Here is a 22069-nt window from a genome sequence, read left to right on the forward strand (position 1 = left end):
CGCCCGGACGCGGGCGTCGGCGGGTCACCCGCCGGCGCCCGTGTCACACTTCCGCCCTCCGCGCCCCTCTTGAGTGCAGACACTCACGGGAGGCGCGCATGACCAGGACCGAACCGGCCGGGACGACCGCACAGCACCTGATCGAACTCTCGGCCGGGCCCGTCGCCTACGAGGACACGGGCGGCGACGGACCGGTCCTGGTACTGCTGCACGGGCTGCTGATGGACGCCTCGCTGTGGGCGGCCCCGATCGCCGAACTGGCCGCCGCACACCGGTGCGTGGCCCCCACCCTCCCGCTCGGCGCACACCGCCACGGCATGCGCGCGGACGCCGATCTGTCCCTGCCCGGGGTGGCCCGGCTCGTCGCCGAACTCCTCGACCGGCTGGACCTGCGGGACGTCACGCTGGTCGGGAACGACACCGGCGGCGCGCTGGTGCAGCTGCTGATGGCGGAGGGGTCCGCGCGGGTGGGCCGGGCGGTGCTGGTCTCCTCCGAGGCGTTCGACAACTTCCCGCCGGGGGCGACCGGCCGCACGCTCGTGCTCGCGGGGCGCCTCTCGCCGTGGCTGTTCGGGCAGTTCATGCGGCAGCTGCGGGTGCGCGCGCTGCGCCGCCTCCCGCTCGCGTTCGGGTGGCTGACCAAACGCGGGGACGCGGTCACCGCGCGCTGGACGGAGCCGGTCCGACGGCAGCCGGAGATCCGCCGTGACGCCGTACGGATGCTGCGGGCCGCGGCGGCGGACGGGCGCCGCCTGCTGGAGCAGACCGCCCTGCGGCTACCGGAGTTCAACCGTCCCGCGCTCGTGGTGTGGGCGAGCGAGGACCGCGTGATGCCACCCGGTCACGGGCACCGGCTGGCCGAACTCCTGCCCCAGGCACGGCTGGTGGAGGTGGCCGACGGCTACACGCTGCTCCCGCTGGACCAGCCCGCCGAACTGGCCTCTCTCATCGGCGAGTTCGTACGCGCGACCGTCCCGCCCGCACGGGCCTGATCTGGTGGCCGCGGCGTGGCTTGGGGGCGTCGAGCATGCTGACGCCGTTGTAGTTCCGGCCGTGGACCCAGAACGTGGGCGCGGCGACGAAGGCCACGAAGACGGTGATGACGCTGATCGGGAACAGGACGGGGAGGGACTGGCCCTCGGGGAGGGTCTTGCCGCCCTCGTGGACGGCGTAGGCGAGGGCGGCGAAGAAGGCGACGAACCACACGGCCGCGACGACGCGCAGGACGGTCCCGAGCCTGCGGGTGGTGGCCTGGTCGCGCACCTCGGCCAGCAGGGACGCCGAGCACTCGGTGCAGGTCAGCTCCACCGTGTGCTTGCCCGACGGGGGCCGCTTCACCGTGTAGTGCGCGGCGGACCAGGTGATCGTGCGCGTCCTCGGCTTCAGGAGCCCGCCCGTGACCTGGTCGCTGAGTATGTGCCGGACCGCGACCTCCGCGGTCCCCGTTGCGCTCATGGTTCCTCCCCCGCACGTCCCGACGATCATCGCGAAGCCTGCACAGTGTGACCTGTGGGAACCGGCCGCTCAATGGTCCTGGTGATTTCTTTTCCTTCGCCTACAACTTCTCAACTCACCCTCGCCCTCAAGGACTTATCCGGTCGCATCTCTTGACGGCTTTGGTGCAGACCTTTAGGTTCACCAGCCAGCGGACCTCCCATGAATGCACATCGCGATCACATACGTGAACAACCGTGTTCACCTCTCACCGCCCTCCAGCCGGCGGCGTCCACCCCCCACCCCAGGACGAAAGGCCCCTCGTCATGCAACGCCTCGCCCTGCGCTGCGCCCTCGCGCTCTCCCTCGGCCTCACCGCCGTCGGCACCCTCGCGGCACCCTCCGCCTCGGCCGCCACCGGCACCATCACCGGCCTCGGCGGCAAGTGTCTCGACGTCGCCGGGGCGAGCTCCGCCGACGGAACCGCCGTACAGACCTACGACTGCAACGGAACGGCCGCCCAGCAGTGGACGGTCGGGTCCGACGGAACCATCAGAGCCCTCGGCAAGTGCCTCGACGTCACCGGCAATTCGACGGCGAACGGCGCCCAGCTCCAGCTGTGGACCTGCGGCGGCGGCGCCAACCAGCAGTGGACCGTGTCCGCCGCGCGCGACATCGTGAACCCAGCCGCCAACAAGTGCCTTGACGTCACGGGCAGTTCCACGGCCAACGGCACCCGCACCCAGATCTGGAGCTGCACGGGCGCCGCCAACCAGAAGTGGACCGCTCCCTCCGGCGGCGGCACGACCCCGCCCGCGAACTCCCCGATGGCCGTGGCCCCCTACCTGTACAACGGCTGGGGCAACCCGCCCAGCCCCACGACTGTCATGAACGCGACCGGCGTGAAGTGGTTCACGCTGGCGTTCGTGCTGAGCAACGGCTACTGCAACCCGCAGTGGGACGGCGGCCGGGCGCTGACCGGCGGTGTCGACCAGCAGACCATCAACACCGTGCGGGCAGCCGGCGGTGACGTGGTCCCGTCCTTCGGCGGCTACAGCGGCAACAAGCTGGAGAGCTCCTGCTCCAGCGCGGGCGAACTGGCGGCGGCCTACCAGAAGGTCATCAACGCCTACTCGCTCAAGGCCATCGACATCGACATCGAGGCCGACGCGTACAGCAACGGGACCGTGCAGCAGCGGACCGTGGACGCGCTGAAGACCGTCAAGGCCAACAACCCGGGCATCAAGGTGTACGTCACCATCGGCACCGGCCAGAGCGGTCCGGACACGAGCCTCATCAACCGCGCCGCGTCCTCCGGGCTGACCGTGGACGCCTGGACGATCATGCCGTTCGACTTCGGCGGCGCCGGCCAGAACATGGGCACGCTCACCCAGCGGGCCGCCGAGGGCCTGAAGACGGCGCTGAAGAACGCGTACGGCTACAGCGATGACGCGGCCTACCGCGACATGGGCATCTCGTCCATGAACGGCATCACCGACGACAACGAGACCGTCACCACCGCCGACTTCCAGACCATCCTCGGCTACGCGCAGGCCCACCACCTCGCGCGGCTGACGTTCTGGTCGGCCAACCGTGACCGGCCCTGCCCCGGCGCCTACCCGAACGACGACACGTGCTCGGGCGTGAGCCAGAGCAACTGGCAGTTCACCAGCATCTTCGCCAAGTACACCGGCTGACGGACGCCCCCTCCGACCTTCCTGCCCCAACCCCCCATCCCCACAGGAGAATCCGTGCCCCTACGGAAGAGACTGTCCGTACGCCATCCCGTTCCGAGAGCGCTCACGGCGATCGCGCTCGTGGCGACCACCGTGACCGGCATCGAGTTCGCCGCACAGGCCTCGGCGAGCGCGGCGGGCACCGCGGCCGCCGCGCTCCCGACCGGCTACACCACCGTGATCAACAAGGGCAGCGGCAAGTGTGTCGACGCCCGCTCGGCCGCGAGTGCCGACGGCACCGTCGTCCAGCAGTACGCGTGCAACGGAAGCACCGCGCAGAACTGGCAGTTGACGGCCACCAGCGGCGGCTACTACCGCGTGAACAGCAACCTGAACGGCGCCGAGGCCTGGGACGTCACCGACGTCTCGACCGCCGACTCCGCGCCCGTCCAGCTGTGGACCTACTCCGGCGGCGCCAACCAGCAGTGGCTGCCGGTCGCCGAGGCCGACGGCTCCTACCACTTCGTGAACCGCAACAGCGGGAAGTGCCTCGACGTGCCCAGCGCGTCGACCGCGGACAGCGTGCAGCTCGCGCAGTACACCTGCAACGGCACCGCCGCGCAGTCGTTCACGCTGGGCGGCGGCGGTACGACGAACCCGCCGGGCACCCCGGACTTCGGCCCCAACGTGACGGTGTTCGACCCGTCGATGTCGGCGTCGAGCATCCAGTCCAAGCTCAACTCGGTGTTCGCGCAGCAGGAGACCAACCAGTTCGGCTCGGCCCGCCAGGCCCTGCTGTTCAAGCCGGGCACGTACAGCGCGAACGCCAACGTCGGCTTCTACACCCAGGTCGCCGGGCTCGGCCTCTCGCCGGACGACGTGACCATCAACGGCGCGGTGCACGCGGAGGCCGACTGGTTCCAGGGCAACGCGACGCAGAACTTCTGGCGCGACGCCGAGAACCTGTCGGTCAACCCCACGGGCGGCACCGACCGTTGGGCCGTCTCGCAGGCCGCCCCGTACCGGCGCATGCACGTGCGCGGCAACCTGGCGCTGGACGACGGCGGTTGGTCGAGCGGCGGCTTCATCTCCGACACCAAGGTCGACGGCCAGATCCAGTCCGGCTCCCAGCAGCAGTTCCTCACCAGGAACTCCACGATGGGCAGTTGGTCCGGCTCGAACTGGAACATGGTCTTCGTCGGCGACCAGGGCGCACCCGCCCAGTCCTTCCCGACGTACACCACCGTCGCCAGCTCCCCCACGATCCGCGAGAAGCCCTTCCTGTACGTCGACAGCGCGGGCAACTACCAGGTGTTCGTACCGGGGTTGCAGTCCAACGCCGTCGGCACGACGTGGAGCGGGAAGACCCCGGCGGGCAAGTCCCTGCCGATCGACCAGTTCTACATCGTCAAGCCGGGCGCGACCGCGGCCGACATGAACAGCGCCCTCGCGGCCGGCAAGAACCTGCTGGTCACCCCCGGCGTCTACCACCTCAACCAGACGCTCACCATCACCCGCCCCGACACGGTCGTGCTGGGCATGGGCCTCGCCACCCTCGTGCCGGACGGCGGGATCACCGCGATCTCGACCGCCGACGTGGACGGCATCCAGCTGGCGGGCCTGCTGGTCGACGCGGGCACCACCAACTCCGGGACGCTGGTGCAGATCGGCCCGTCCGGTTCGACCGCCTCCCACGCGTCCGACCCGACGCAGCTGTCCGACGTCTTCGTCCGCATCGGCGGCGCCACCGTCGGCAAGGCCACCAACTCCCTTGTGGTCAACAGCTCGAACACGATCATCGACCACACCTGGATCTGGCGGGCCGACCACGGCAACTCCGGCACGGTCGGCTGGACCACCAACACCGCCGACACCGGGCTGATCGTCAACGGCGCCAACGTCACGGCGTACGGCCTGTTCGTCGAGCACTTCCAGAAGACCCAGGTCGTCTGGAACGGCAACGGCGGCCGGACCTACTTCTTCCAGAACGAGATGCCCTACGACCCGCCGAACCAGGCCGCGTGGATGAACGGCAGCGGCAAGGGCTACCCCGCCTACAAGGTCGCCGCGGGCGTGACCAGTCATGAGGCGTGGGGACTGGGCAGCTACTGCTACTTCAGCAGCAATTCGAGCGTGGTCGCCGACCGCTCCTTCGAGGTGCCGAGCGTGTCCGGGGTCAAGTTCCACGACATGGTGACCGTCTCGCTGGGCGGGGTCGGCACGATCAGCCACGTCATCAACAACACCGGCGGACCGTCCAACTCCAGCAACAACGTCGCCTACTTGACCAACTTCCCGTAGACCGCACGGAAAGGATCGACCGCCCCATGAACACCACCATCAGATCCGGTTCCACCCGCGTGGCGCTGCGGGTCCTGCTCCTCCTCGCGACGGTGCTGGGCTTCGCGGTGGCACCGCCCGCCGCCCACGCGAGCGCCGCGGCCACGCCGTTCAAGGTTCTCGGCCTGTACAGCGGCACGTATGACGCGGCGCACATCGACTTCGAGAAGGAGGCGAACGTCTGGTTCCCGCAGCAGGCCGCGGCGAACGGGTTCACCTACACGTCCAGCACCAACTGGGACCTGCTCGCCAACGGCGGGGTCAACGCCTACCAAGTCGTGCTGTTCCTCGACGACCTGCCGCAGACCTCCGCCCAACGCAGTGGTTTCGAGACGTACATGAGGAACGGCGGCGGCTTCATGGGCTTCCATGTCTCCGCCTTCACCACGGACGCGGCCAGCTGGTCCTGGTACCACAACACGTTCCTCGGCTCGGGGAACTTCGTGTCCAACACCTGGGGTCCCACCGCGGTGACCCTGAAGGTGGAGGACCACTCGATCCCGCCCACCGCCAGTCTGCCGGCCACGTTCACCTCGTCGGTCAGCGAGTGGTACAGCTGGTCCAACGACCTGCGGAAGAACCCGGACATCAAGATCCTCGCGTCGATCGACCCGAGCAGCTTCCCGGTCGGCACGGATCCCAACCAGTCCTGGTACAGCGGGTACTACCCGATCATCTGGACCAACACGAAGTACAAGATGCTGTACGCGAACTTCGGCCACAACGCGATGAACTACACGACCAACACGCGCCTGTCGTCGACGTTCGCGAGCGCGACCCAGAACCAGTTCCTGCTGAACGGCCTCAAGTGGCTGGGCGGAGGCGGCACGTCGACGCCTCCGACGGACACCCCGATCTCCGAGACCTCCTGGTACTCCGTGCAGAACGGCGGCAACGGCACGTGCGTCGACGCCCGTTCGGCGGCCACGGCCAACGGGACGGCGATCCAGCAGTACGCCTGCAACGGCACGGCGGCGCAGCAGTACCAGTTCCGCTCCACCGACAGCGGGTACATGGAGATCACCGCGCGGGGCAACCCGGCACAGGTCATCGACGTGACCGACCGCTCGACGGCGGACAACGCGCCGTTGCAGCTGTGGGCCTACTCCGGTGGCACGAACCAGCAGTGGCAGCCCGTGAAGGAGAGCAGCGGGCGCTACCACTTCGTCGCCCGGCACAGCGGCAAGTGCCTGACCGCACCCACGGCGGCGACCAACAGCGTCCAGCTCACCCAGCGGACCTGTGACAGCTCCACCGCGCAGTCCTTCCAGCTCGCCGTGCAGTCCTGAGTCCGCACGGCGCCGAGGGGCGCCCCCGCCGTGTCCACGAGACACGGCGGGGGCGCCCCTTCGTTTCTCCGCTTCCGCCTGCGTTGTCACCGATAACATATGACTGTTGTCAGCGATACGAATCCCTGTTATCGTCGATTACATGAACACGAGATCGCTGATAATCGAGGCGGCGGCGGAGCTGATCGCCCAGTCGCCGGGCGGCGAGGTCTCGACGCGTGCGGTGTGCGAGGCGGCAGGGGTCCAACAGCCCGTGCTGTACCGGCTGTTCGGCGACAAGGACGGACTGCTGGCGGCGACCGTCGACCACGTCTGGGACCAGTACCTGGAGACGAAGCGGGCCGCCGAGAAGTCCGAGGACCCGCTGCGGGACCTCCGGGCCGGCTGGGACAGTCACACCGCGTTCGCGCTGGCACACCCCAACGCCTACAAGCTGATGTTCGCCCCGGCGCTCCGTTCCGTGCCCGCGGCGGCGGAGGAGGCGATGCGCATCCTCCGCGAGGACCTCGAACGGCTCGCGGCGCAGGGGCGTCTCCGCATCGCACCGGAGATCGCGGCCCGCATGGTCATGTCGGCCAACACCGGCGTGTCCCTGGCCCTGATCACCCGTCCCACGCTGTATCCGGACGCCGGCCTGTCGAGGCTGGTCCGGGACGCGATCCACCAGGCGATCCTGCTCGACCCCGCGGCGGACACCACGGCCGCGGACACCCGCGCCGCGGCCGCGACCACGCTGCTCGCGTCGCTGGACGACCTCACCCCCGACCCGTTCACCTCCGCGGAGTCCGCCCTGCTCGGGCAGTGGCTCACGCAGATCCCCACCTCCACCACCACGAAGGGCCCCCACCATGACTGACACCCACACCCCCACCCGCGTCGCCCTGGTCACCGGCGGTTCCGGCGGCATCGGCCGCGCGGTCGCCGAGCGCCTCGCCCAGGACGGCATCGCCGTCGGCGTGCACTACGCGGGCAACAAGTCCCGCGCCGACGAGACGGTCGCCGCGATCACGGCGGCCGGCGGCCGGGCTCTCCCGGTGGGCGGCGACGTGGCCGACGAGCAGGAGATGGCGGCCGCCTTCGACGCGGTCGAGGCGGAGTTCGGCGGCGTCGACGTGGTCGTGAACACCGCCGGGATCATGGTCCTCTCCCCCATCGCCACCATGGACCTCGACGACCTCGACCGCATGCACCGCACCAACATCCGCGGCACGTTCGTCGTCTCCCAGCAGGCGGCCCGCCGGGTCCGCGCGGGCGGCGCGATCATCAACTTCTCCACCACCGTCATGCGCACCAAGTTCCCGACGTACGGCGGCTACGTGGCGAGCAAGGCCGCCGTCGAGGCGATGACCCTCGTCCTGGCCCGCGAGCTGCGCGGCAAGGACATCACCGTCAACACGGTCGCCCCCGGCCCCACCGCGACGCCCCTCTTCCTCGACGGCAAGGACGAGGCGACGATCCAGAACCTCGCCAAGGCCGCCCCGCTGGAGCGCCTCGGCGCCCCGGAGGACATCGCGGAGTCGGTCGCCTTCCTCGCGGGCCCGGCCCGCTGGATCAACGGCCAGGTGCTGTACGCCAACGGCGGGCTGGCCTGAGCCACCCCCTCTTCAAGGAGAGAACCCCATGCCCGACATCGTCGTGATCACCGGCGCCTCCAGCGGCTTCGGCGCCCTCACCGCCCGCACGCTCGCACACCGGGGCGGCACCGTCTACGCCGGCATGCGTGAGACAGGGACCCGTAACGCGCCCCAGGTCCGGGCCGCCGCCGCGTACGCGAAGGAGCACGGCGTCGACCTGCGCTCCATAGAACTCGACGTGAACGCGCAGGCCTCCGTCGACGCGGCGATCGACCAGATCGTCTCCGCGCACGGCCGTATCGACGTCCTGATCCACAACGCCGGCCACATGGCCACCGGACCGGCCGAGGCCTTCACGCCGGAACAGCTCGCCGAGCTGTACGACGTCAACGTCCTCTCCACCCAGCGGGTCAACCGCGCCGCGCTGCCCCATCTGCGCGAGGCCGGCCGGGGCCTGGTGATCTGGGTGTCGAGTTCGAGCGTCAAGGGCGGCACCCCGCCCTATCTCGCGCCGTACTTCGCCGCCAAGGCCGCGATGGACTCCCTGGCCGTGAGCTACGCGGCCGAGCTGGCCCGCTGGGGTGTGGAGACGTCCATCGTGGTGCCCGGTTCGTTCACCAGCGGCACGAACCACTTCGCCCACTCCGGGCACCCGGCGGACGCCGCGGTCGAGGCGGAGTACGAGACGCGGTACACCGGTCTGATGAGCCAAGTCGCCGAGAAACTGGCCGCGTTGGCGCCCGAGGGCGCGGACGCCTCGTCGGTCTCGGACGAGATCGCCCGCATCGTCGCGCTTCCCCCGGGGCAGCGTCCGTACCGGGTGCACATCGACCCGGCCGACGACGGCTCCGAGGTGGTCTCCGTCGTGGCCGACCGCATCCGCCGCGAGTTCCTGACCCGCGTCGGCCTCACGGACCTGCTCTCCGCGCACCCCGCAGCGGCCTGACCCGCCCGCCCGGCTACGAGGTCACCGCCCCCACCACCTCGCGCCGGTACGCCTCCCCGCCCCCGAACAACTCCTCGGACACGGCCCGGACGGCGTTGACGACCAGCGGAGCGACCAGTTCCAGCGGGGCGCGGCCGTCCCCGACGACCGAGATCGCGCCGACCGGACCGTCGGGACCGCGCAGGGCGAGACCCACACATCCCAGGTCGGGGAAGCACTCACCCCGGTCGATCGCCAGCCCGTTGCGGCGGCGTACCGTGCCCAACTCCCGGTGCAGGAGGTCGAGTCGGCCGATGCTGTGCGAGGTGCGGCACTCCATCGCCTTCTGGTAGCGGGTGTCGATCTCCTCCGGGCTCAGCCAGGCCAGCATCGCCTTCCCGAGGCCGGTGCAGTGGGCGACCGCCCGCCCGCCGACCCGGGAGGGGATGTCGACCGCGGCCCGGCCGCCCACCTTGTCGAGGTAGTAGATCTCCGGACCGTCGAGGACGGCGAGATGGACGACCATCTTCGTCCGGACGGCCAGGTCGAGGAGTTGGGGCGCCGCCGCGGCACGCAGCGTGCCGTGCCCGATCTCCCGTCCGCCCAGGCCGAGCGCGCGCGGCCCGAGCGCGTACCCGGCGACGGTGTGGTGCAGCCAGTCCAGGCGCACCAGTTGGTCGAGGATCCGGTGGGTCGTGGAGCGCGGGAGACGGGTCCGGCGGGACACCACTTCCAGGGTGAGATGCGTCTGGGGCCGCTCGAAGAGGTCCATGATCAGCGTCACGCGCTCCATCATCGACGGCGGCAGCGCGTGCCGTTCGGCCTCTGGTCGGGGGTCCAGGCGAAGGGCAGACGTCATCGTCGATGCCTCTCTGCTCAAACTGAAATCAATTCTAGTTCGGCGCCTGCGTCAACGTATCAACGGCATCGGAGGCCGGCCAAGAGGCGTGCACGAGTTTATTGGTACGCCCGGTCCAAACAATGCGCAACGGTGCCGCCCCCGGTCCAGGGACCGGGGGCGGCACCGCGCGGATGTGCGGTCAGCAGCCGCGTGTCAGGTCGAGCGCGATGTCCACGATCATGTCCTCCTGCCCGCCGACCAGGCCCCGCCTCCCGACCTCCCGCAGGATCGTGCGGGCGTCGAGGCCGTACTGTCCGGCCGCCGTCTCGGCGTGCCGCAGGAAACTGGAGTAGGCACCCGCGTAGCCGAGGGTCAGGGTCTCCCGGTCGACGCGCACCGGGCGGTCCTGGAGCGGGCGCACCAGGTCGTCGGCCGCGTCCTGGAGGGCGAACAGGTCACAGCCGTGCTCCCAGCCGAGCAGGTCGGCGACGGCGACGAACGGCTCGATCGGGCAGTTGCCCGCGCCGGCGCCCTGTCCGGCCAGGGACGCGTCCACCCGGGTCACGCCTTCCTCCACCGCCGTCACCGAGTTGGCGACCGAGAGGGAGAGGTTCTCGTGCGCGTGGATGCCGATCTGGGTGTCCGGGTCGAGCACGTCGCGGTAGGCGCGGACGCGGTCACGCACACCGTCCATGGTCAGCCGGCCGCCGGAGTCGGTGACGTAGACGCAGTGCGCGCCGTAGGACTCCATCAGCCGTGCCTGGCGGGCGAGTTCGGCGGGTTCGGTCATGTGGGCCATCATCAGGAAGCCGGAGACGTCCATGCCCAGTTCCCGGGCGGTGGCGATGTGCTGGGCCGCCACGTCGGCCTCGGTGCAGTGGGTGGCGACGCGGACGGAGCGGACGCCGAGGGAGTACGCCTGCCTGAGTTCGGCGATGGTGCCGATGCCGGGCAGCAGCAAGGTGGTCAGGGTCGCCCGGTGGACGGCGCCCGCCGCGGCCTCGATCCACTCCCAGTCGGTGTTGCTGCCGGGGCCGTAGTTGAGGCTGCCGCCCGACAGGCCGTCGCCGTGGGCCACTTCGATGGCGTCCACGCCCGCCCGGTCCAGGGCCGCGCTGACGGCGGCCACGTTCGCGGGCGTGATCCGGTGCCGGATCGCGTGCATGCCGTCCCTCAGGGTGACGTCCTGGACGTAGAGCCTCGGGGTCACCGGGTCACCTCCGTGGCGAAGCGCTGGGCGATGCGCTCGGCGACCCGCAGGGCGGCCGAGGTCATGATGTCGAGGTTGCCCGCGTAGGCGGGCAGGTAGTGGGCGGCGCCCTCCACTTCGAGGAAGACGGACACCTTGGTGGTGACCTCGGAGACGTCCCCGGCGACGAGCGTGTGGACCGGATCGCCGGCCGGTACCGGGGTGAACTGCACCGTCTGCTTCAGCCGGTAGCCGGGCACGTACTCGGCGACCGCGTCCACCATGCCCTCGACCGAGGCCCGGACCTGCTCCTGGTCCGCGTCGCCGATCAGGCAGTACACGGTGTCCCGCATGATCAGCGGCGGCTCGGCCGGGTTGAGCACGATGATCGCCTTGCCCCGACGGGCACCGCCCACCTTCTCGATCGCGGCGGAGGTGGTCTCGGTGAACTCGTCGATGTTGGCACGGGTTCCGGGACCGGCCGACTTCGAGGCGATCGAGGCGACGATCTCGGCGTAGGGCACCGGGGTGATCCGGCTGACCGCGTGCACGACCGGGATGGTGGCCTGGCCGCCGCAGGTGACCAGGTTGAGGTTGCCGACGTCGTTGGCGAGGTGCTCGTCGAGGTTCACCGGCGGCACGACGTAGGGGCCGACGGCCGCGGGAGTGAGATCGACGAGTCGTTTGCCGTACGGGGCGAGGCGCTTGGCGTTCTCGACGTGCGCCTTCGCGGACGTCGCGTCGAAGACGATCCCGATGTCGTCGAAGCCGTCCATCCGGATCAGCCCCTCCACGCCCTCGTACGTGGTGGGCACCTTCAGCCGCGCGGCGCGGGCGAGGCCGTCCGACTCCGGGTCGATGCCCGCCATCGCGGCCATCTCCAGGCTGTCGGACAGCCGTAGCACCTTGATCATCAGGTCGGTTCCGATGTTGCCGGAGCCGATGACGGCCACCTTGGTCTTCGTCATCCTCGGTCCTTGGGTGAGAAGGTCGCGGACACCGTTCCGAGGCCGGTCAGTTCGGCTCGTACGGTGGTTCCTGGCGGGGTGGGGACGAGCGGACCGAGCGCGCCGGAGAGCACGGTCTGGCCGGCCCGCAGCGGGTCGCCGAACTCGCGGGCGGTGCGTGCCAGCCAGAGCAGCGCGGCGAGCGGGTCGCCCAGGCAGGCGGTGCCGTCGCCCGTGGACGCGAGCTGCCCGTCGGCGTACAGCCGCATGGTCACGTCCCGGGGTTCGAACGCGGTCAACCCGACCTGCCGGCCGCCGAGTACGAACAGACCGCTGGACGCGTTGTCGGCCACGGTGTCGGTGATCGCGATGTCCCATCCGGCGACCCGGCTGTCCACGATCTCCAGCGCGGCGACCGCGTACGCCACCGCGGAGCGGACCCGCTCGATGTCGAGGCCGTCGTCGTCGAGGTCGGCGGCGAGGACGAACGCGATCTCCGCCTCGACCCGGGGCTGCAGCAGCCGCCCGCTCGGCACGGCCGGCAGCGCGCTGACGTCCATGTCGGCGAGGAGCACCCCGAAGTCGGGCCGCTCCACGCCCACTTGGCGCTGTACCGCCTCGGAGGTCAGTCCGATCTTGCGGCCGACGACCCGTGCTCCGGCCGCGATCCGGTCGGCCACGACGCGCTGTTGGACGGCGTAGGCGAGGCGGATGTCGCTCGCGCCGAGCACGTCCCGTACGGGCGGGCAGGGCCTGCGCTCACGGGCGGCACGGGTGAGTCGTACGACCGCTTCGGCCACCGCCGCCTCACGGTCCGCCACGGTTCTCGGTTCCCCAACGTCGGTCATGCGCATCCTCACCTCGTGATGGCCTCCAGCCTGGGCATCCGTGCCCGATCGCGGTCCCGCGCGTTCCGCTCACCGGGACTCGCTCCGGGCGTGGACAGCGGGTCTCGCTCAGCGAGATGACCGGCGGGAGCCGTCGATGTGGCTCGATACCGTCGCCGGCACATCGCGAGAGGTGGTGGCGTCGAGCCGCGCTCGGCCGTCGAGTTCGTCAGCACACCTGAGGAGGTCAGGATGACCAGCAACGAGGACGTCTACGACGTGATCGTGGTCGGGTCGGGCGGGGGTCTGGTCGGTGCCTACGTCGCGGCGTCACGCGGCCTGCGCACGCTCGTCCTCGAGAAGACCGACCGGGTCGGCGGCACGACCGCCTACTCCGGCGCGGGTCTGTGGTTTCCCGGCTCCGCTCCGCTGCGGCGGGCCGGTCTGGACGAGAGCGTCGAGGACGCCAGGACGTATCTGCGCGCCACCGTCGACGACCCGTCACGGGAGCCTCTGCAGGACGCCTATCTGCGGGCCGGGGCGCAGGTGATCGACGAGTTGGAGCAGAACCCGTGGTTCCGGTCGTTCACGTACGGACCGGTGCCCGACTACTACCCGGAAGCCGCCGGCGCCTCCACGGCGGGCCACACCGTCTTCCCGCCGCAGGTCACCGTCGCCGAACTCGGCGAGCTCGCCCCGCTGGTGCGCACCTGCCTGCCCGCCGAGCGATGGGGACGTGACGAGGGCCCGGTCCTCAGCGGCGGCCGCGCGCTGATCGGCCGGACGCTCGCGGCCTTCCTGGAGACGGGCCACGGTTCGCTCCGGCTCGGCACCGCGCTCGACAGCCTGGTCGTCGAGGACGGCAGGGTCGTCGGCGTGGAGGCGGTCAGCGGCGGCGAGCGGGTCACGTTCCGCGCCACGGGCGGGGTGCTCCTCGCGGCCGGCGGCTTCGAGCGCGATCAGGAGCTGCGCGCGAAACACCAGCCGGTCCCGGAGCGCGCGAGCGAGTGGAGCCACGGCGCGCCGGGGAACACGGGCGACGCGCTCCGGGCCGGGATCGCGGTCGGCGCCGCGACCGACCTGCTCGACGCGGCCTGGTGCGTGCCGGGCCTCGTGTGGCCGGACGGCCTCCCGCTCTTCCACACGGGCACCCGGGGCGGCATCTGGGTCAACGCGGCGGGCGAACGCTTCGTCAACGAGGCCCGGCCCTACGACCAAGCGGGCCGCGAGATCGTCCGCCTGCACACCACCACGGGGGTCTCGCACATCCCCGCCCACTGGATCATCGACCAGCGGCAGCTGGACCGGGACGGCTTCGGCGGACCCCACGACCAGCCGGTCCGCGCCGAGTGGTTCGCGTCGGGCGCGCTCAAGAGGGCTGATTCCCTTGAGGAGTTGGCGAAGCTGATCGACGTACCGCTCGACGCCCTGCGCGGGACCATCGAGGAGTTCAACGGCTACGCGCACACCGGGGTCGACGAGCGGTTCCACCGCGGCGAGACACCGTGGGACCGGATCGCCCACCATGTGCTGGGCTTCCCCGCCCTCCCCGAACTCAACCACCCGGCACCGCCCACCCCGGACTGGCCCAACCCCCTGCTGCTGCCGCTCGACACCCCGCCCTACTACGTGGCGACCATCCTCCCCTCCGACATCGGCACCAAGGGCGGACTGCGGATCGACGAGCACGCGCGCGTGCTGCGCCCGGACCGCACCGCGATCGAGGGCCTGTACGCGTCTGGGAACACGGCCGCCGCGATGTCGGGACGCGTGTACCCGGGCGCGGGAACACCGATCGGTTCGAGTGTCGCGTTCTCCTGTCTGGCCGTGCTGGACATCGCGGGCGGCACGGACTGACCCGTCAGAGCCAGCGGCGGAACGGCTCCTGGAACAGCACCGGTTGGGGACGCCTCCGGCCCACCGCCCGCTCCGCGAGGGTCGTCACGGAGAAGCGTGCGGCCGGCAGCGGCCAGGCGATGACGGCCATCGAGAGGGCGGCCATCACCGGATACTCGGTGATGAGCTGGTCCGCGCTCCAGTACGTCAGCAGGGTGAAGGCCGACATCAGGGACGCGGGCAGCGAGAGCACCCCCAGCACGAGAACGACCCCGAGTGCCGTCTCCAGCAGCGGCATCGCGAAGCCGAAGAAATGCGGCCAGCTCGCGAGAGCGACATCCGCGAAGCTTTTGAAGAACCCCGGAACTCGACTGTTCGACTTCGCACTGTTCGCCACCAGAAGAATGTCCGCGGCACCGAAATGCGCCCGGTATTTCAACGTGCCCTCATGGAGCCAGAGAACTCCGAGGGAAACCCTGATCGCGCCGACGAGAGCCGCGATCAGGGTCGGCCGGGAAAAGAACCTTTTCATGACAGTTTCGCGGCGCCGAATACCGCCTTCGCCTTGTCGCAGTGGATGACGACCGTGCTGTACATCGCCGCGTCGGCCCCGTTGAGCGCGAACATCTGGGACTTCTCGTCGAACTTGACGGCCCCCAGCTGCTTGCCCGCCGACACGGCGGCCTCATCGGTGCCGTTGGTGAGGTAGACATGCAGGTCCGGGCCCTCGTCGGAGGAGAAACCGGACAGGGTGACGCCCGAGGCGCCCACCTTCGCGGAGCCGGTCACCTTCTTGCCGTTGAGCCCCGCGAACATACCCGTCTTGTCTGCCGACTTCATCGCCTGCTGGGAGGCCGGCATGGAGGCCGCCGCCTTCGAGGAGGAGTCCTTGCTGTCGGAGCCGCCGCACGCCGTGAGCGTGAAGGAAAGAGCAACGAGAACAACGCCGGCAAACCCGATTTTCCGCATGCCACATCTTCCTCTTCTTGATTCCACTGGATTCGGCGGCAACGGGAACTGGCCGCCGCCGACGGAACCAACTTACCTACGGGAGACGGGGGGATAACCGCTCGACGGGAGGACGTAAGGAATGCATCACATTTGGTCGCGGGCACCGGCCCGCTACGGCGTGAGGAGCAGCCGGGCGGCCAGGCGCATGTTGGTCTCCGCCTCCGCGGTGGAGATCTCCTCGGTGAGCATGGCCACGAACAGGCCCCACCAGCCGTAGATGAGCAGCCGTGCCCTGCCGCGGTCGGTCTCCGACGCCTGGTCGGCGCCGAGGAGGCGCAGGATGGCCCGGCCGAGGGCGCTGTCGACGATGTCGATGCGGGCCGGGACGGCGGTCGTGTACTCGGTGAACGAGGACAGCGCCACGGCCGAGGCGAGCAGCGGGCTGTCCAGCAGCTTCACGCTGAGGGTGATGAGCAGGTCCGCGACCTCGGCGGCGGCGTCCGTCCGTCCGGCGGCGGCATCCGTCCGTCCGGCGCCCGCGGGGTCCGTGCGACCGTCGTGGTGGCCGCCGAGGTACTGCTCGATGTGCCACTCCAGGACCGCCGTGAACAGGTAGGGCTTCGACGGGAAGTAGCGGTACAGGGTGGCGATGGCGACGCCGGCCTCCTTGGCCACGTCGTGCATCTGCACGCTGGCGAGGCCCTCGCGGGCGCCGAGTTCGGAGGCGGCGCGGAGGATGCGGACCCGGCGGGCGACCTGACCGCGCGAGACCGGGGCCGCCGGCTGCCGTCCCTCAGCGGGTCTCGCCACGTCGTCCCCCATGTCGTCCGGTGCTCCCGCCGACGCTCAGGATGCCTCGGGGCGGGTCAGGAAGGCCAGCACGGTGCTCTCCCAGGCCTCCTTCTGCTCGATCATGGCCCAGTGTCCGCAGTCGGGCAGCACATGCAGTTCGGCCTTCGGAATCGTACGCATCGGGATCAGCGCGCTCTCCAGCGGTGTGACCCGGTCGTCGCGGCCCCAGGTCAGCAGGGTGGGCGCGGTGATCCTGTGCAGGGCGGCCCAGAGGGGCTGGTCGGAGTGGGCCTGGGCGGCCTGCAGGGCGGCCATGGCCTGCCGGCCGTAGATCCGGCGGGAGGCCTCCAGTGTCGCGGGCTCGGTGGCGGTCCGCCAGCGCTCCTCGACGAGTTCCTCGGTGAGGAGGGCGGGGTCGTGGACCATCGACCGCAGCCACTGGACCAGGTTCGCGCGGGTCGGGTTCTCCGCGAACTCGACCAGCAGGTTGAGGCCTTCGCTGGGGCCGGGCGAGAGGATGGTGCGGCCCACGCCGCCGATGGTGACGACCCGGCGGAACAACTCCTTGTGGGCGACGGCGAGTCCGGCCGCGACGAAGCCGCCCATGGAGTTGCCGATGACGTCGACGCGGTCGAGCCCGAGGCCGTCGAGGAAGCGCAGGACGGCCTTGGGGGCCGCCGCCATCGGGTTCTCGTCGGTCGGGTCGCTGACCCCGAACCCCGGGAATTCCAGGGCGAGGCAGCGGAAGTGCTTCGCGAACACCGGGAGGTTTCCCCGGTAGTTGCGCCAGCCGGTGACCCCGGGACCCGAGCCGTGCAGCAGGAGCAGGGGCGGCCCGTCGCCCGCCTCGTGATAGCGCAACGTGCCCTCGTCGGTGCGCAGTTCGCGCAGGGTGTCCTCAGCGGTGAGTGTCATGGCGGTGCGTGGCCTCCGGTCGCGGGGTGACAGGCGACTGTCACCGTGCCACCGGGCCCGGCCGGGGTGCCGTGCCGTTCCCGATCAGTGGGACGTTCCCGGACCCGGGTCAGCGGTGCTGATTAGCGTCGGGCTGCCAGGAGTTGACGACATTGAGGGGAGAACCTGATGGGTGTGCGCTCACTCGGGTATGTACGGCTGGAGTCCGGCGACATCGGGAAGTGGAAGGTGTTCGGGGCGGACTTCCTCGGCCTGATGCCTGTCGAGGGCGGCGACCCGGAGTCCCTGTACTTCCGGATGGACGACTATCCGGCCCGCATCGTGGTCTCCCCCGGCTCACAGAGCGGGATGACCGCCCTCGGTTTCGAGGTGATCGACGAGCGGGAACTGGCGAGGCTGGTCGCCGACGTCGAGAAGACCGGCATCAAGGTGACCCCCGGCACGGAGGAGGAGGCCGCGGAACGCCGGGTCACCGGCTTCGTCAGGTTCAACGACCCGGGCGGCAACCCGGTCGAGCTGTTCTACGGCGCGATCCTCGACCACGTCCCCGTGCACACGCCCCTGGTGTCGAAGTTCCTCACCGGCGACATGGGCTTCGGGCACGCCATCGTCTCCGCCGAGGACGCGCGCGGCACCTTCGACTTCTACGTCGGCGTCCTCGGCTTCGTCGAGCGCAACACGATGCGGTCACCGGGCGGGACGACCTGGTTCATGGGCTGCAACCCCCGCCACCACACCCTGGGCGTCACCCCGGCGCCGGGCCCCGGGCGGCTGCTGCACTTCATGGTCGAGGGCGAGACCCTGGACGACGTGGGGCGTGCCCTGGACCGGGCCGCGAAGCTCGATGTCCCGATGATGCACTCGCTCGGCAAGCACACGAACGACCACATGGTGTCGTTCTACGTGTGGTCGCCGGAGAACTACGCCGTCGAGTTCGGCTGGAACGGCCTGAAGGTGCCCGAGCCGGTGCCGGTCTACGAGATCACCGACGGCGCGTTCTGGGGCCACCACTTCACCCCGCCGCCGCAGCCCGCCGGCTGAACCGGCCACGCGCGAGAGCAGCCCCACGGTGTCCGGCCGTGGGGCTGCTCCGTGTCAGCGCTCGACGGTGACGGCCCGCTCGGGACAGGCGAACTCCCCTTCCCTGGCGGCCTGTTCCAGTTCGGCCGGCACCTCACTGTCGAAGGGCAGCGCATAACCGTCGTCGTCGAGCCGGAACACCTCCGGTGCCGCCGCCGCGCACCTCGCGTGCCCGGAGCACAGCGAGGAGTCGATCGTGATCTTCATGCGCAACTCCGTTCTAGGGCTTGTTCGTCGAGCCGGCGTCGACGGTGAACTGGAGACCCGTGACGTACCGCGCCTCGTCCGAGGCGAGGAACAGCACGGCGTTCGACACGTCCCGCGGTTCGACGTACGGGGCGAGGGGGTTCATGGCGGCGAGCGCGAACAGCGGTTCCCGCGCGGCGAGTTCCTCGATCGGTACGCCGACGGTGATGCCCGTGTCGCTGACGCCGGTCGGGTGCACGGTGTTCACCCTGATGCGGTGCGGGGCGAGTTCGTTGGAGAGCGCCTTCATCAGGCCCACGACACCGTGCTTGGCGGCCACGTAGTGGGCGTACGGCACATGGCCGCGGATACCGGCGGCCGAACTGGTGATGACGACTGACCCGCCCCGCCCGGCCTCGATCATCCAGGGGATCGCGGCGCGCACCGTGTTCCAGGGACCCTTGAGGTTGACGTCCATGACGACGTCCCAGGCCTCCTCGGTCAGCTCCCAGGCCGCGCCGATGCTCATCACGCCCGCGTTCGCGACGACCGTGTCGAGCCGCCCGAACGCGTCCCTGGCCGCGTCCACGGCACCCCGCATCTCGGCCACCGACCGGACGTCGGCCTGCACCGCGACGCACCGCCGGCCCGTCCCGCGCACCAACTCCGCGGTCTCCTCCAGCTGTTCCTTCGACGCCAGCGCGTAGGGCAGCTCGTCGCTGATGTCGTGGCACACGTCGGTGACCACGACATCGGCTCCCTCCTCCGCCAGCCGCACGGCGTGGGAGCGCCCCTGACCCCGGGCCGCTCCCGTGACCAGCGCCACCTTGTCCCGCACCCGTCCCACGCCGACTCCCCTTCGCTCAGCCGACATTCAGGTCCTCGGCGGCCTCGCGCAGGGCGCGCAGCCGGGTGTCGAGGAGGTCGCGCTCGGCCCGGTCGTCCGCGCCGAGTGCGGCGAGGCGTCGGCCGGTCAGGGCGATCTCCTCCTGGAGCCGGCCGTACGCCTCGTCGCGGGTGAGCAGGTCCAGGTCGGTCCAGTCGGAGCGCTCGGACTCCGGGCGCCCGCTCATGCGGGGAGGTTGTAGAGGCGGCGGGCGTTCAGCTCCACGATCCTGTGGACCTCGTCGTCCGGTACGTCGGCGAGGACCTCGGCCGCGTACTCTCGGCTCTTGGGCCAGTACGAATCGGAGTGCGGGTAGTCGCACTCCCAGGTGATCCTGTCGACGCCGACGTGGTGGCGTACGTCCACGCCGAACCGGTCGTCGATGAAGCAGCCGTGGATGTGCCGGCGGAACAGCTCCGAGGGCCGCACGGTCTGGTTGACGTTCTGGTAGAAGCGGTGCCGTTCCCAGGTGCCGTCCATCCGCTCCAGCAGGTAGGGGATCCAGCCGATGCCGCCCTCCGACAGCCCCACCTTGAGGTCCGGGTGGTGGTGGAACACCGGGGAGAAGATCAGGTCGGCGGTGGCGTACATGGAGTTGCAGCCGAACAGCGAGATGGTCACCGCGAACGGCGCCTCCGGGGCGGTCTTCGGTGCGGCGCCCGAGGTGCCGAAGTGCAGGCACAACGGCATGCCGGTCTCCACGGCGGCGGTGAACACCGGGTCCCAGTGGCCGGTGTGGAAGGACGGCAGCCCCAGCGGTACCGGGTTCTCCGGGAACGAGATCGCCTTGGCGCCCCTGGCCGCCGTGCGCCGGATCTCGGCGGCGCAGGCGTCGACGTCCCACAGCGGCAGGATGACCAGCGGGATGAGCCGGCCGGGTGCGGTGGCGCACCACTCGTCGAGCACGAAGTCGTTCCACGCCCGGACGCAGAGCAGGGCCAGCTCGCGGTCCCGGCCGTCCAGGAAGACCGTGCCGGCGAAGCGCGGGAACGACGGGAAGCACAGCGCTCCCCAGACACCGTCCAGGTCCATGTCGCGCAGCCGGGCCTTCGGGTCGTAGCAGCCCGGGATCATCTCGTCGTAGCGGGTCGGTTCGAGGCCGAACTCCTCGGGCGTCTTGCCCGCGACGGCGTTCAGGCCGATGTACGGGTAGATGCGGTCCTCGTAGTTCCACACCTCGGCCGGGGCCTGGCCCTCCCCTCGCGGCTGTTCCACGATCCGCGGTCCGACGTCCCGGTACTTCCTGGGCAGGCGGTCGGCCCACAGACGGGGCGGCTCGATCAGGTGGTCGTCGGTCGACAGCAACTTCATCCATGGCTGCAATGGCATCGATGCGCTCCCTCGATCTCATGGACTCTCTAGCATCGGCTGAATTGTGTGCACTGTTCGTGTCCCACTGAACGGAAACAGGCCACCCACTGCCCCAGTTGACCCCGATCATGGACCGCGAGCAGCCTTCTCCAGCAATATTCAGGCTACTCTTTTATCTCCGGCGGAAGGAGTCCCCCGATGGGCCGAGTACAGGACAAGGTCGTCTTCATCACCGGTGCCGCGCGCGGACAGGGCCGCGCCCACGCGCTCCGGCTGGCCGCGGAGGGCGCCGACATCATCGCCGTCGACCTGTGCGAGGACATCGCCACGAACGCGTATCCGCTGGCCACCCGGGACGATCTCGACGAGACCGCGCGCCGGGTCGAGAAGCTCGGCCGTCGCGTCGTGGCGCGCACGGCGGACGTGCGGGATCCGGCGGCGCTCAAGGCGGCCGTGGCCGACGGAGTGGCCGAACTGGGGCGGCTCGACGCGGTCGTCGCCCAGGCTGGTATCGCCCCGCTGGGCCCTCGGCAGGGCGTCCAGGCCTTCATCGACGCGGTCACCGTCGACTTCAACGGGGTCGTCCACGCCATCGAGGCCGCGCTGCCCCATCTGCCCGACGGCGCCTCGATCGTGGCGACCGGCTCCATCGCGGCGCTGACCCCGGCGACCGTCGACAACCCCTCCAACGGCCCCGGCGGCCTCGGCTACTCCTTCGCCAAGCGACAGGTCGCCGCCTTCGTGCACGACCTGGCGACGGTGCTGCTGTCCAGGCGGATCCGGGTCAACGCGCTGCACCCCACCAACGTCAACACCGACATGCTGAACAGCGACATCATGTACCGCTCGTTCCGGCCCGACCTCGACAACCCGACCCGCGAGGACGCCCTGCTGTCGTTCCCCGCGACGACCGGCATGGACATCCCCTACGTCGAGCCCGAGGACGTCTCCGACACCGTGCTCTTCCTCGTCTCCGACGAGTCCCGCTACGTCACCGGGATGCAGATGCGGGTCGACGCGGGCGGCTACGTACGCAAGCGTCCCCAACTCCCCACGTTCTGAGGGCCGTT

23 protein-coding genes are annotated in these 22069 nt (G+C 70.3%); 10 read left to right on the forward strand and 13 right to left on the reverse strand.

The features are described from left to right. The first annotated feature begins 98 nt into the window (after window positions 1-98). On the forward strand, window positions 99-992 hold the full coding sequence (locus ACIPTO_RS18600) for an alpha/beta fold hydrolase (protein WP_401193298.1): 894 nt from the start codon (window positions 99-101) through the stop codon (window positions 990-992). Here the strand turns inward: ACIPTO_RS18600 and ACIPTO_RS18605 are convergent. Beyond that, window positions 946-1455, reverse strand: a complete 510-nt coding sequence (locus ACIPTO_RS18605) for a hypothetical protein (protein WP_366317433.1) — start codon at window positions 1453-1455, stop codon at window positions 946-948. The two genes, ACIPTO_RS18600 and ACIPTO_RS18605, sit on opposite strands and share 47 nt — an antisense overlap. A gap of 305 nt (window positions 1456-1760) precedes the next feature. Between ACIPTO_RS18605 and ACIPTO_RS18610 the strand changes: the two genes are divergently transcribed. The 6 genes from ACIPTO_RS18610 to ACIPTO_RS18635 all read left to right on the forward strand — a co-directional run bounded on the left by ACIPTO_RS18610 (window position 1761) and on the right by ACIPTO_RS18635 (window position 9259). Then, window positions 1761-3131: a ricin-type beta-trefoil lectin domain protein gene (locus tag ACIPTO_RS18610; protein ID WP_401193301.1), complete on the forward strand. Its 1371-nt coding sequence runs from the start codon at window positions 1761-1763 to the stop codon at window positions 3129-3131. 54 nt (window positions 3132-3185) lie between these two features. Then, on the forward strand, window positions 3186-5411 hold the full coding sequence (locus ACIPTO_RS18615; RefSeq protein ID WP_401193303.1) for an RICIN domain-containing protein: 2226 nt from the start codon (window positions 3186-3188) through the stop codon (window positions 5409-5411). Window positions 5412-5437: 26 nt separating this feature from the next. Beyond that, window positions 5438-6739 carry a ThuA domain-containing protein gene (locus tag ACIPTO_RS18620; protein ID WP_401193305.1) on the forward strand — a complete coding sequence of 434 codons (1302 nt, stop codon included), beginning with the start codon at window positions 5438-5440 and terminating at the stop codon, window positions 6737-6739. A 142-nt stretch (window positions 6740-6881) separates the two neighbouring features. Further along, on the forward strand, window positions 6882-7595 hold the full coding sequence (locus ACIPTO_RS18625) for a TetR/AcrR family transcriptional regulator (RefSeq protein ID WP_366317425.1): 714 nt from the start codon (window positions 6882-6884) through the stop codon (window positions 7593-7595). Beyond that, entirely contained in the window at window positions 7588-8331 is a 744-nt protein-coding gene (locus tag ACIPTO_RS18630; RefSeq protein WP_401193307.1) for an SDR family oxidoreductase, read from the forward strand. The genes ACIPTO_RS18625 and ACIPTO_RS18630 overlap by 8 nt, the downstream gene beginning before the upstream one ends. Before the next feature lie 28 nt (window positions 8332-8359). After that, the gene (locus ACIPTO_RS18635) at window positions 8360-9259 is read left to right on the forward strand and encodes an SDR family oxidoreductase (protein WP_366317421.1); all 900 of its coding nucleotides are present in this window, start codon (window positions 8360-8362) and stop codon (window positions 9257-9259) included. A 13-nt stretch (window positions 9260-9272) separates the two neighbouring features. Here ACIPTO_RS18635 and ACIPTO_RS18640 read toward each other — a convergent pair whose 3' ends face one another. From ACIPTO_RS18640 to ACIPTO_RS18655, 4 genes are all read right to left on the reverse strand, one after another. Continuing rightward, window positions 9273-10034: an IclR family transcriptional regulator gene (locus ACIPTO_RS18640; protein WP_366318289.1), complete on the reverse strand. Its 762-nt coding sequence runs from the start codon at window positions 10032-10034 to the stop codon at window positions 9273-9275. Window positions 10035-10278: 244 nt separating this feature from the next. Further along, window positions 10279-11289, reverse strand: coding sequence for a 4-hydroxy-2-oxovalerate aldolase (gene dmpG, locus ACIPTO_RS18645; RefSeq protein ID WP_401193309.1), 1011 nt, complete (start codon window positions 11287-11289; stop codon window positions 10279-10281). Then, window positions 11286-12236 carry an acetaldehyde dehydrogenase (acetylating) gene (locus tag ACIPTO_RS18650; RefSeq protein WP_401193312.1) on the reverse strand — a complete coding sequence of 317 codons (951 nt, stop codon included), beginning with the start codon at window positions 12234-12236 and terminating at the stop codon, window positions 11286-11288. Before ACIPTO_RS18650 ends, dmpG begins: the two co-directional genes overlap by 4 nt. Next, window positions 12233-13063, reverse strand: coding sequence for a 2-keto-4-pentenoate hydratase (locus tag ACIPTO_RS18655; protein WP_401193315.1), 831 nt, complete (start codon window positions 13061-13063; stop codon window positions 12233-12235). Before ACIPTO_RS18655 ends, ACIPTO_RS18650 begins: the two co-directional genes overlap by 4 nt. A gap of 231 nt (window positions 13064-13294) precedes the next feature. On the opposite strand from ACIPTO_RS18655, the gene ACIPTO_RS18660 reads away from it, so the two are divergent. Then, window positions 13295-14899: an FAD-dependent oxidoreductase gene (locus ACIPTO_RS18660; RefSeq protein ID WP_401193318.1), complete on the forward strand. Its 1605-nt coding sequence runs from the start codon at window positions 13295-13297 to the stop codon at window positions 14897-14899. Between the two features lie 4 nt (window positions 14900-14903). Here the strand turns inward: ACIPTO_RS18660 and ACIPTO_RS18665 are convergent, their stop codons facing one another. From ACIPTO_RS18665 to ACIPTO_RS18680, 4 genes are all read right to left on the reverse strand, one after another. Next, window positions 14904-15275, reverse strand: coding sequence for a hypothetical protein (locus ACIPTO_RS18665; protein ID WP_366317411.1), 372 nt, complete (start codon window positions 15273-15275; stop codon window positions 14904-14906). A 131-nt stretch (window positions 15276-15406) separates the two neighbouring features. Beyond that, window positions 15407-15847 carry a DM13 domain-containing protein gene (locus ACIPTO_RS18670; protein WP_401193320.1) on the reverse strand — a complete coding sequence of 147 codons (441 nt, stop codon included), beginning with the start codon at window positions 15845-15847 and terminating at the stop codon, window positions 15407-15409. 153 nt (window positions 15848-16000) lie between these two features. Further along, window positions 16001-16651 (reverse strand): TetR family transcriptional regulator, encoded by a 651-nt coding sequence (locus ACIPTO_RS18675; RefSeq protein ID WP_401193322.1) that lies wholly within the window; start codon window positions 16649-16651, stop codon window positions 16001-16003. Window positions 16652-16675: 24 nt separating this feature from the next. Beyond that, window positions 16676-17536: an alpha/beta fold hydrolase gene (locus ACIPTO_RS18680; protein WP_366317405.1), complete on the reverse strand. Its 861-nt coding sequence runs from the start codon at window positions 17534-17536 to the stop codon at window positions 16676-16678. 168 nt (window positions 17537-17704) lie between these two features. Here ACIPTO_RS18680 and ACIPTO_RS18685 point away from each other — a divergent pair, with 168 nt between their 5' ends. After that, window positions 17705-18577, forward strand: coding sequence for a VOC family protein (locus ACIPTO_RS18685; protein WP_366317403.1), 873 nt, complete (start codon window positions 17705-17707; stop codon window positions 18575-18577). Window positions 18578-18631: 54 nt separating this feature from the next. Here ACIPTO_RS18685 and ACIPTO_RS18690 read toward each other — a convergent pair whose 3' ends face one another. From ACIPTO_RS18690 to ACIPTO_RS18705, 4 genes are read right to left on the reverse strand one after another with little or no spacing between them, the layout of a single operon-like run. Further along, entirely contained in the window at window positions 18632-18823 is a 192-nt protein-coding gene (locus ACIPTO_RS18690; protein ID WP_366317401.1) for a ferredoxin, read from the reverse strand. Between the two features lie 13 nt (window positions 18824-18836). Beyond that, window positions 18837-19649: a mycofactocin-coupled SDR family oxidoreductase gene (locus ACIPTO_RS18695; protein ID WP_401193327.1), complete on the reverse strand. Its 813-nt coding sequence runs from the start codon at window positions 19647-19649 to the stop codon at window positions 18837-18839. A gap of 16 nt (window positions 19650-19665) precedes the next feature. Beyond that, complete coding sequence (locus ACIPTO_RS18700) at window positions 19666-19875, reverse strand: hypothetical protein (RefSeq protein ID WP_366317398.1); 210 nt, start codon at window positions 19873-19875, stop codon at window positions 19666-19668. Continuing rightward, complete coding sequence (locus ACIPTO_RS18705) at window positions 19872-21017, reverse strand: amidohydrolase family protein (RefSeq protein ID WP_401193330.1); 1146 nt, start codon at window positions 21015-21017, stop codon at window positions 19872-19874. The genes ACIPTO_RS18700 and ACIPTO_RS18705 overlap by 4 nt, the downstream gene beginning before the upstream one ends. Window positions 21018-21197: 180 nt before the next feature. Here ACIPTO_RS18705 and ACIPTO_RS18710 point away from each other — a divergent pair, with 180 nt between their 5' ends. Then, entirely contained in the window at window positions 21198-22061 is an 864-nt protein-coding gene (locus ACIPTO_RS18710) for a mycofactocin-coupled SDR family oxidoreductase (protein ID WP_401193332.1), read from the forward strand. The last annotated feature ends 8 nt before the right edge of the window (window positions 22062-22069 follow it).

The organism is Streptomyces sp. NPDC090083 (assembly GCF_044747445.1).
GTDB lineage: Bacteria > Actinomycetota > Actinomycetes > Streptomycetales > Streptomycetaceae > Streptomyces.

Excerpts from the sequence above, each read along its gene's own strand:
- ACIPTO_RS18690 (WP_366317401.1), bottom strand. The coding sequence starts at position 18,823 with ATGAAGATCACGATCGACTCCTCGCTGTGCTCCGGGCACGCGAGGTGC.
- ACIPTO_RS18630 (WP_401193307.1), top strand. The coding sequence starts at position 7,588 with ATGACTGACACCCACACCCCCACCCGCGTCGCCCTGGTCACCGGCGGT.
- ACIPTO_RS18625 (WP_366317425.1), top strand. The coding sequence starts at position 6,882 with ATGAACACGAGATCGCTGATAATCGAGGCGGCGGCGGAGCTGATCGCC.
- ACIPTO_RS18650 (WP_401193312.1), bottom strand. The coding sequence starts at position 12,236 with ATGACGAAGACCAAGGTGGCCGTCATCGGCTCCGGCAACATCGGAACC.
- ACIPTO_RS18610 (WP_401193301.1), top strand. The coding sequence starts at position 1,761 with ATGCAACGCCTCGCCCTGCGCTGCGCCCTCGCGCTCTCCCTCGGCCTC.
- ACIPTO_RS18710 (WP_401193332.1), top strand. The coding sequence starts at position 21,198 with ATGGGCCGAGTACAGGACAAGGTCGTCTTCATCACCGGTGCCGCGCGC.
- ACIPTO_RS18660 (WP_401193318.1), top strand. The coding sequence starts at position 13,295 with ATGACCAGCAACGAGGACGTCTACGACGTGATCGTGGTCGGGTCGGGC.
- ACIPTO_RS18670 (WP_401193320.1), bottom strand. The coding sequence starts at position 15,847 with ATGCGGAAAATCGGGTTTGCCGGCGTTGTTCTCGTTGCTCTTTCCTTC.
- ACIPTO_RS18705 (WP_401193330.1), bottom strand. The coding sequence starts at position 21,017 with ATGCCATTGCAGCCATGGATGAAGTTGCTGTCGACCGACGACCACCTG.
- ACIPTO_RS18685 (WP_366317403.1), top strand. The coding sequence starts at position 17,705 with ATGGGTGTGCGCTCACTCGGGTATGTACGGCTGGAGTCCGGCGACATC.
- ACIPTO_RS18675 (WP_401193322.1), bottom strand. The coding sequence starts at position 16,651 with ATGGGGGACGACGTGGCGAGACCCGCTGAGGGACGGCAGCCGGCGGCC.
- ACIPTO_RS18605 (WP_366317433.1), bottom strand. The coding sequence starts at position 1,455 with ATGAGCGCAACGGGGACCGCGGAGGTCGCGGTCCGGCACATACTCAGC.
- ACIPTO_RS18640 (WP_366318289.1), bottom strand. The coding sequence starts at position 10,034 with ATGATGGAGCGCGTGACGCTGATCATGGACCTCTTCGAGCGGCCCCAG.
- ACIPTO_RS18635 (WP_366317421.1), top strand. The coding sequence starts at position 8,360 with ATGCCCGACATCGTCGTGATCACCGGCGCCTCCAGCGGCTTCGGCGCC.
- ACIPTO_RS18655 (WP_401193315.1), bottom strand. The coding sequence starts at position 13,063 with ATGACCGACGTTGGGGAACCGAGAACCGTGGCGGACCGTGAGGCGGCG.
- ACIPTO_RS18700 (WP_366317398.1), bottom strand. The coding sequence starts at position 19,875 with ATGAGCGGGCGCCCGGAGTCCGAGCGCTCCGACTGGACCGACCTGGAC.
- ACIPTO_RS18680 (WP_366317405.1), bottom strand. The coding sequence starts at position 17,536 with ATGACACTCACCGCTGAGGACACCCTGCGCGAACTGCGCACCGACGAG.
- ACIPTO_RS18620 (WP_401193305.1), top strand. The coding sequence starts at position 5,438 with ATGAACACCACCATCAGATCCGGTTCCACCCGCGTGGCGCTGCGGGTC.
- ACIPTO_RS18600 (WP_401193298.1), top strand. The coding sequence starts at position 99 with ATGACCAGGACCGAACCGGCCGGGACGACCGCACAGCACCTGATCGAA.